The following is a 6064-nucleotide window of genomic DNA, read 5'->3' on the forward strand; positions in this document are numbered from 1 at the left end:
GACCGACCTCAAGAACGCTAACCTGGTTAGCGGAGGGAAACATGGAAGACAAAAATCGTTCCGTCCGACTCGCGCTCCTCGGCGCAATCGTTTTCCTGATTCTTCCCGTTCTGGCGTGGCCACAAGCTAACTTTTTTCAAGGCAAAACCATCACCATGATCCGCGCCAATACTCCCGGCGGCGTCGGTGAGCGCAGGGCGCGCGCGCTCATGCCTTATCTAACCAAACATATTCCCGGCAATCCGACCGTCGTCATGGAGTTCATGGCCGGCGCGGGCGGGCGCAAAGCCGCCAACTACATGTTTCACCGCGCCCGCCCCGACGGTCTGACCCTGGCGAACATCGGTAGCGGCCATATCATCAGCGCGGTGCTCGGCGAGACCGGCGTCGATTACGATATCGATAAATTTAATTACGTCGGCACGCCGAACACTGGAACTCATTATATTTTTGTCACCATGGGCAAACTCGGATTGAACAGTCTGGATAAACTACGCGGCCATAGCGGACTGCGCATCGTCGCCCACGCCGTCGGTCATGAGATCTATCTTACCGGCCGTCTGTTCGCGTACATGCTCAATCTCAAAGAACCCCGCTTCATCACCGGCTATGGCGACCCAGAGATGCTCGTCGCCCTGGGCCAGGGCGAGGCCGATGGCCGGTCGCAAGTCGCCGAGTCCATTGAGAACACTCCCGGCTGGATCGACAAAGGCGTGGTCGACTTTCACGCGATCATGGAAACCGCCGGGGTCAGAAAGCATCCGCGCTTCGCTCACCTGCCCGCCCTCGAAAGCTTTGTGAAATCCACCAGGGAGCAGCGACTCATGCACATGCATCGCGCCTTCCGCTCAATCGGCACACCCTATGTGTTACCGCCGGCGACACCCAAGGAGCGCGTCGACATGATCGCCGATGCGCTGCGCGCAACCTTTCGCGATCCGGCATTCCTCGGCGACTTCAAGAAACTGACGGGAGCGGAAGCCACTCCACTGACTGCGGACGATCAGATGAAGGCGATCCGCGAGATACCGCGCGACAAAGAGGTCATCGAGTTATTCAAGAAGATGGTGAGCGCCGATCCTTTGCCAACGCGTTAATTGCACCGCGCGAACCTGACAACCCAGACTTGGATCAAATAACCAACAACGACTACGACCACGAGGTGCGACTATGAAAATTGGTAAACGCTTCTTCAAACTAGGCATGGGCTGGCTGGCGGCGTTCGTAAACCTGGCGCCGGTAGTCAGTTATGGACAAGCGCCATTCTATCGTGGCAAGACCATCACCATCGTCCAAGGCCGCGATCCCGGCGGCACCGGCGACCTGCGGGTGCGTGCGCTGGTGCCGTTCCTGCAAAAATACATTCCCGGTAGTCCGACGATCATCATGGAGTTCATGCCCGGCGGCGGCAGCCGCAAGGCGGCCAATCATGTTTTTCGCACGTCACGCCCCGACGGCCTGACCATCGGCAACTTGAGCTCAGGCATGGTGTCCCTCGCCATCCTCGGCGAGTCCGGCGTGCTCTACGACATCGATAAGTTCATCTACCTGGGCTCGCCCTACAGCAGCTATCACTCGGTGTTTGTCACCCGCCGCGACGCCGGCTGGGATACTCTCGACAAACTGCGCGCTGCCATTGGAATTAAAATCGGCGGCCAATCTCTCGGCTTCTCCACCTACAACGAAGGCCGCTTGTTCGGTTACATGCTGAGTTTGAAAGAGCCACTGTTCATCGCCGCATTCGGCGGCGCCGAGCTCGATCCGGCGCTGATGCGCGGCGAGATCGACGGCCGCGCCACCGGCCCCGATACGATTTTGCAGCGCAACCGCGAATGGCTCGATAAAGGGCTGGCGAACATTCATGCGATCATGGAAACTCCCAAAGGCGACAAGCATACCCATCCATCCTTCGCCAAGCTGCCCGAGATCGAGACCTTCGCCAGAAACGACAAAGAACGAAAGATGCTCGCACTGCAGCGCGGCTTCCGCGTCACCGGCACGCCCTTCGTCCTGCCGCCGGGCACGCCGAAAGAGCGCGTCGATATTTTGAAAGAGGCGTTTCGCAAAACCTATTTCGACCCCGAGTTCGTCAAATATTATCGCAAGCTCACCGCCGACGATCCGACGCCGCTCTTGCCGGAGCATCACGAGAAAGCGATCCGCGAAATCCCCCGCGACGCGGATGCCATCGAGCTGTTTAAAATTATCGCTGGGCCGAAAAAGTTGCCGCCGCGATAGAAGATGAAGGGTTCAATCCGTTCAAACCGCTTAACCGCTACGCTCCGTTCAAGCCCCCACCTTTCTTCGAAGAATTCCGGCGGGTTTTCCTCCCCCGGCTCGGTCATCCTGAGCTTGTCGAAGGACGCGGGGGAGGATGTAGGAGGGAGCTTGAGCGAATTGAACGGCTTGAACATGTTAAAGGAGTCCCTATGCTGAAAAGACTAATTCTACTTTCGCTTATCTTGTTGCCGTTAAGTTCCGCGGCCGCCCAATCGAACTTTTATCAAGGCAAGACGTTAACCATCGTCCATGGCCGGGATGCCGGCGGATCGGGCGATCTGCGGGTGCGCGCGGCAGCGCCGTTTTTACAAAAATACATTCCCGGCAATCCGACCATCGTTCATGAGTACATGGACGGCGGCGGCGGGCGCAAAGCAACCAATTATATTTACAGCTCCGCTCGTCCCGACGGCCTCACCATCGGCAACATTGGCGGCGGCGTCATCGCCAACGCCATCCTCGGCGAGACCGGCGTGCAGTACGATCTCGATAAGCTGCCGTTCCTGGGCTCGCCCTATAGCACCACGCACTACATTCTTTTCACCCGACGCGAAGCCGGCTTTCGCACTCTCGACAAACTGCGCGGCGCCACCGGCGTACGCTTCGGCTCCCAGTCCGTCGGCCATATCAACTACAACGTCGGCCGCATCATGGCCTGGCTGTTGGGTCTCAAAGAGATCCGCGATGTCACCGGCTTTTCGATTCCCGAACGCGACGTCGCGCTGATGCGTGGCGAGATCGACGCGGTCACCGCGGCCGACGACCTGTTGACGCGCCGCCCCGAGTGGTTGGACAAAGGACTCGTCGACCTCCATGCGATCTACGCCATCCCGCGTGAGGAAAAACACCCGCGCTTTTCCAACCTGCCAGAGATCGACGGTTTCGTGAAGAACGAACGGGAGCGCAAGTTGCTGGCGATGTTTCGCAGCTTCCGACTGGCCGGCTCGCCGTTCATTGCCCCGCCGGCGATGCCCAAAGACCGCTTGGAGATCATCAAAGAAGCGATCCGCAAAACTTTCCGCGACAAGGAATTTTACAAGGAGTACAACAAACTGGTGGGCGAAGAGCCGACGCCGCTCATGCCCGAGGCCAACGAAAAGTCGATCCGCGAACTGCCGCGCGATCCCGAGACCATCGAGCTGTTCAAAAAATTCGCCGGGCCGGGAGGACTGCCGCCGCGATAGAAGATGAAGGGTTCGAGCCGTTCAAGCCGCTCAATCGCTGCGCTCCGTTCAAGCCCCCACCTTCTTCGAAGAAACTCACGCGCGGGAGAACGCAGGATGAGGCTTGAGCGATTCAAACGTTAAAACGGCTTGAACGTTTTCCACCTTAATCGTATAAGTGCGCAGCAACTTCGCTAATTAAGGACTACCATTCATGGACAGTTCACTGTTCGACGCGGCGATCAAAGGCTTCGTCAATATTCTTCAGTTAAAAGTGTTCTTCGCCATGGTCCTGGGCGTGAGCATCGGCACCTTCACCGCCGTCGCGCCGCAAGGACTGGGCATGCCGCTAGTCTACGCCATCGCGTTGCCGGTGGTGATCAAGTGGGAGCCGGTCACCGGCATCGCGTTTTTAATCGGCGCCAGTTCGGTGAGCGCCATCTGCGCCGCCTACTTGCCGATCCTGTTCGGCATCCCCGGCGGCTCGGGTTCGCAAGCCACCGTGCTCGACGGTTATCCCATGGGCAAGAAAGGCGAAGGCCGGCGCGCGCTCGGTGCTTCGTTCATGGCCGGCGGCATGGGCTGCTTGATCGGCACGTTTACCCTGGTCGCGGCGATCCCGGCGGCCAAGCCGTTGATCTATCTAATGGGCTCGCCGGAGCTATTCGTCATCATGCTCTGGGGCTTGAGCATGGTCGCCGTGCTCGCCGGCAGCCGGCCACTCAAGGGACTGATCGCCACGGCGTTGGGATTATTGCTGGCGACCATCGGCCAGCAAGCGCAGAGCGGCGTCATGCGTTTTGTCTACGATCAACCTTACTTGCTCGACGGCATGTCGGTGAGCATCATGGCCTTGGCGCTGTTCGGCGTGCCGTCGGCCCTCGATCTCGCGTTAACCAAACTCGGCGTCGAGCAGCAACCGATGCCGCTCAAGGGCAGTCTGTTCGACGGCGTCAAGGATTGCTTGCGCGAGTGGTGGCTGGTGGTGCGCTGTAGCTTCGTCGGCGTCTGGGTCGGCATCGTGCCCGGCTTGGGCTCCCAGGTGGTCGACTGGTTGGCCTACGGCCACGCGGCGCAGACCTGCAAAGGCGGTCGGGAAACATTCGGCCATGGCGACGTGCGCGGCGTCATCGCGCCTGAGAGCGCCAACGATGCCAAGGACGGCGGCGACCTGGTGACGACTTTGTTACTCGGCTTTCCCCAGGGCGTCACCACCGCGCTGTTCATCGTCGCCCTGCTCGCCTGGGGTTTCGTGCCCGGCCCGGAGATGATCAAGAAAAATCCCGAAGTGATTTACAGCGTGGTGTGGATCCAAGGCATCTCGGGCATCATCGGCACCCTGGTCGGCTTTTGCCTCGCCAGCCAGCTCGCCAAGCTGGCCGAGGTGCGCTACACCTTCATGGTTCCGATCATGTTCATGTTCATCCTGATGGGCGCCTACAGCGTCAATCGCGATCCGCTGGACTTGGTCGTGGTTATCGCCTTCGGCATCTTGGGTTACTTCATGCGCCGCGCCGGCTATCCGCGCCCGGCGATGATTCTCGGGCTCGTACTCGGCGATCTGATGGAAAAATATCTTTACCGCTCGGTGGCGAGCTACGGCTTTAGCTGGCTCGGCCGCCCAGCGGTGATCGTACTGTTAATCATCGCCGGTGGTTCGCTCTATCTGACGCTGCGCGGCAAGATGAAGGCGAGTAAGGAACATGACACGGCGACCTTCAGCGGCGCCATTGCGAGGTCCGACAATGAAGATTAATTTCGCGCTGTTTATACTTGTCGTATTCGCCGTCGCCATCGTCTCCGGCTGGGGCTGGCCCGACATCGCCAAGATTATGCCGGTCTACGTCGCCGCCATTCCCGGTCTACTGATGATCCTCATCCAGATCTACCGCGAAGCCACCGGCTGGGAGAAGAAGAACAGCGCCGGCAGCATGGACATGGACGAGAGCGGCGACAATCAGTTGGACCCAGCCACCGCGCGCAAGCGCACGCTGGCGTTTTTCGCCTGGTTCATCGGCGGCGCACTCGGCATCTGGCTGGTCGGCATCGTCTACGCGCTGCCGTTGTTGGTCTTTCTCTATGCCCGTCTCCAAGGCGAGGAGAAATGGCTCACTTCGCTGATCACCGGCGGCTGCGCATACCTAATGATCTGGGGCCTGTTCGAATACATGCTCGAAACCCGCTGGCCGTCGGGGATTTTGTTCGGATAAATTCCATTTTGTATTTTCGATTTTGGATTTTGGATTGCCGGAACCGAAGCGGAAACCGCCTAGGCAGTGATCTATCCGACAATCCAAAATTCGAGAGGTAACGCTACTCCCATGGTAAAGACAGTCGTCGCGGGAATAATTTTCTCGCTAACGTTAGCGATCAATCTCGCTTCCGCCCAATCCCCCTATTTCCAAGGCAAGACGATTAAAATCGTCCGCGGCGGTGAGCCCGGCGGTACCGGCGACGTGCAGGCGCGCGCGCTGATCCCGTCACTGCGCAAACATATTCCGGGCAATCCCAACATCATCGTCGAGAACATGCCCGGCGCCGCCGGCCGAAAAGCCGCCAACTACATTTACCAGACCGCGAAACCGGACGGCCTGTCCATCGGCGCGGTGGGCGCCGGCCTG

At 59.2% G+C, this 6064-nt stretch carries 6 protein-coding genes; all 6 read left to right on the forward strand.

Translation table 11 applies throughout. From position 1 onward, the window contains the following. Positions 1 to 41: 41 nt before the first annotated feature. A complete protein-coding gene (locus tag EXR70_16210; GenBank protein ID MSP40034.1) occupies positions 42 to 1097 on the forward strand; it encodes a hypothetical protein in 1056 nt (351 codons plus the stop codon). A gap of 73 nt (positions 1098 to 1170) precedes the next feature. Beyond that, complete coding sequence (locus EXR70_16215) at positions 1171 to 2238, forward strand: hypothetical protein (protein MSP40035.1); 1068 nt, start codon at positions 1171 to 1173, stop codon at positions 2236 to 2238. 191 nt (positions 2239 to 2429) lie between these two features. Further along, positions 2430 to 3464, forward strand: a complete 1035-nt coding sequence (locus EXR70_16220) for a hypothetical protein (protein MSP40036.1) — start codon at positions 2430 to 2432, stop codon at positions 3462 to 3464. Positions 3465 to 3657: 193 nt separating this feature from the next. Further along, entirely contained in the window at positions 3658 to 5199 is a 1542-nt protein-coding gene (locus EXR70_16225) for a hypothetical protein (protein ID MSP40037.1), read from the forward strand. Continuing rightward, on the forward strand, positions 5147 to 5653 hold the full coding sequence (locus tag EXR70_16230) for a hypothetical protein (protein MSP40038.1): 507 nt from the start codon (positions 5147 to 5149) through the stop codon (positions 5651 to 5653). The genes EXR70_16225 and EXR70_16230 overlap by 53 nt, the downstream gene beginning before the upstream one ends. Before the next feature lie 111 nt (positions 5654 to 5764). Then, on the forward strand, positions 5765 to 6064 hold a 300-nt coding region (locus EXR70_16235; protein MSP40039.1), incomplete at its 3' end, for a hypothetical protein.

This window comes from Deltaproteobacteria bacterium (assembly GCA_009692615.1).
Taxonomy (GTDB): domain Bacteria; phylum Desulfobacterota; class Binatia; order UBA9968; family UBA9968; genus DP-20.

Excerpts from the sequence above, each read along its gene's own strand:
- EXR70_16210 (MSP40034.1), top strand. The coding sequence starts at position 42 with ATGGAAGACAAAAATCGTTCCGTCCGACTCGCGCTCCTCGGCGCAATC.
- EXR70_16215 (MSP40035.1), top strand. The coding sequence starts at position 1,171 with ATGAAAATTGGTAAACGCTTCTTCAAACTAGGCATGGGCTGGCTGGCG.
- EXR70_16225 (MSP40037.1), top strand. The coding sequence starts at position 3,658 with ATGGACAGTTCACTGTTCGACGCGGCGATCAAAGGCTTCGTCAATATT.
- EXR70_16220 (MSP40036.1), top strand. The coding sequence starts at position 2,430 with ATGCTGAAAAGACTAATTCTACTTTCGCTTATCTTGTTGCCGTTAAGT.
- EXR70_16230 (MSP40038.1), top strand. The coding sequence starts at position 5,147 with ATGACACGGCGACCTTCAGCGGCGCCATTGCGAGGTCCGACAATGAAG.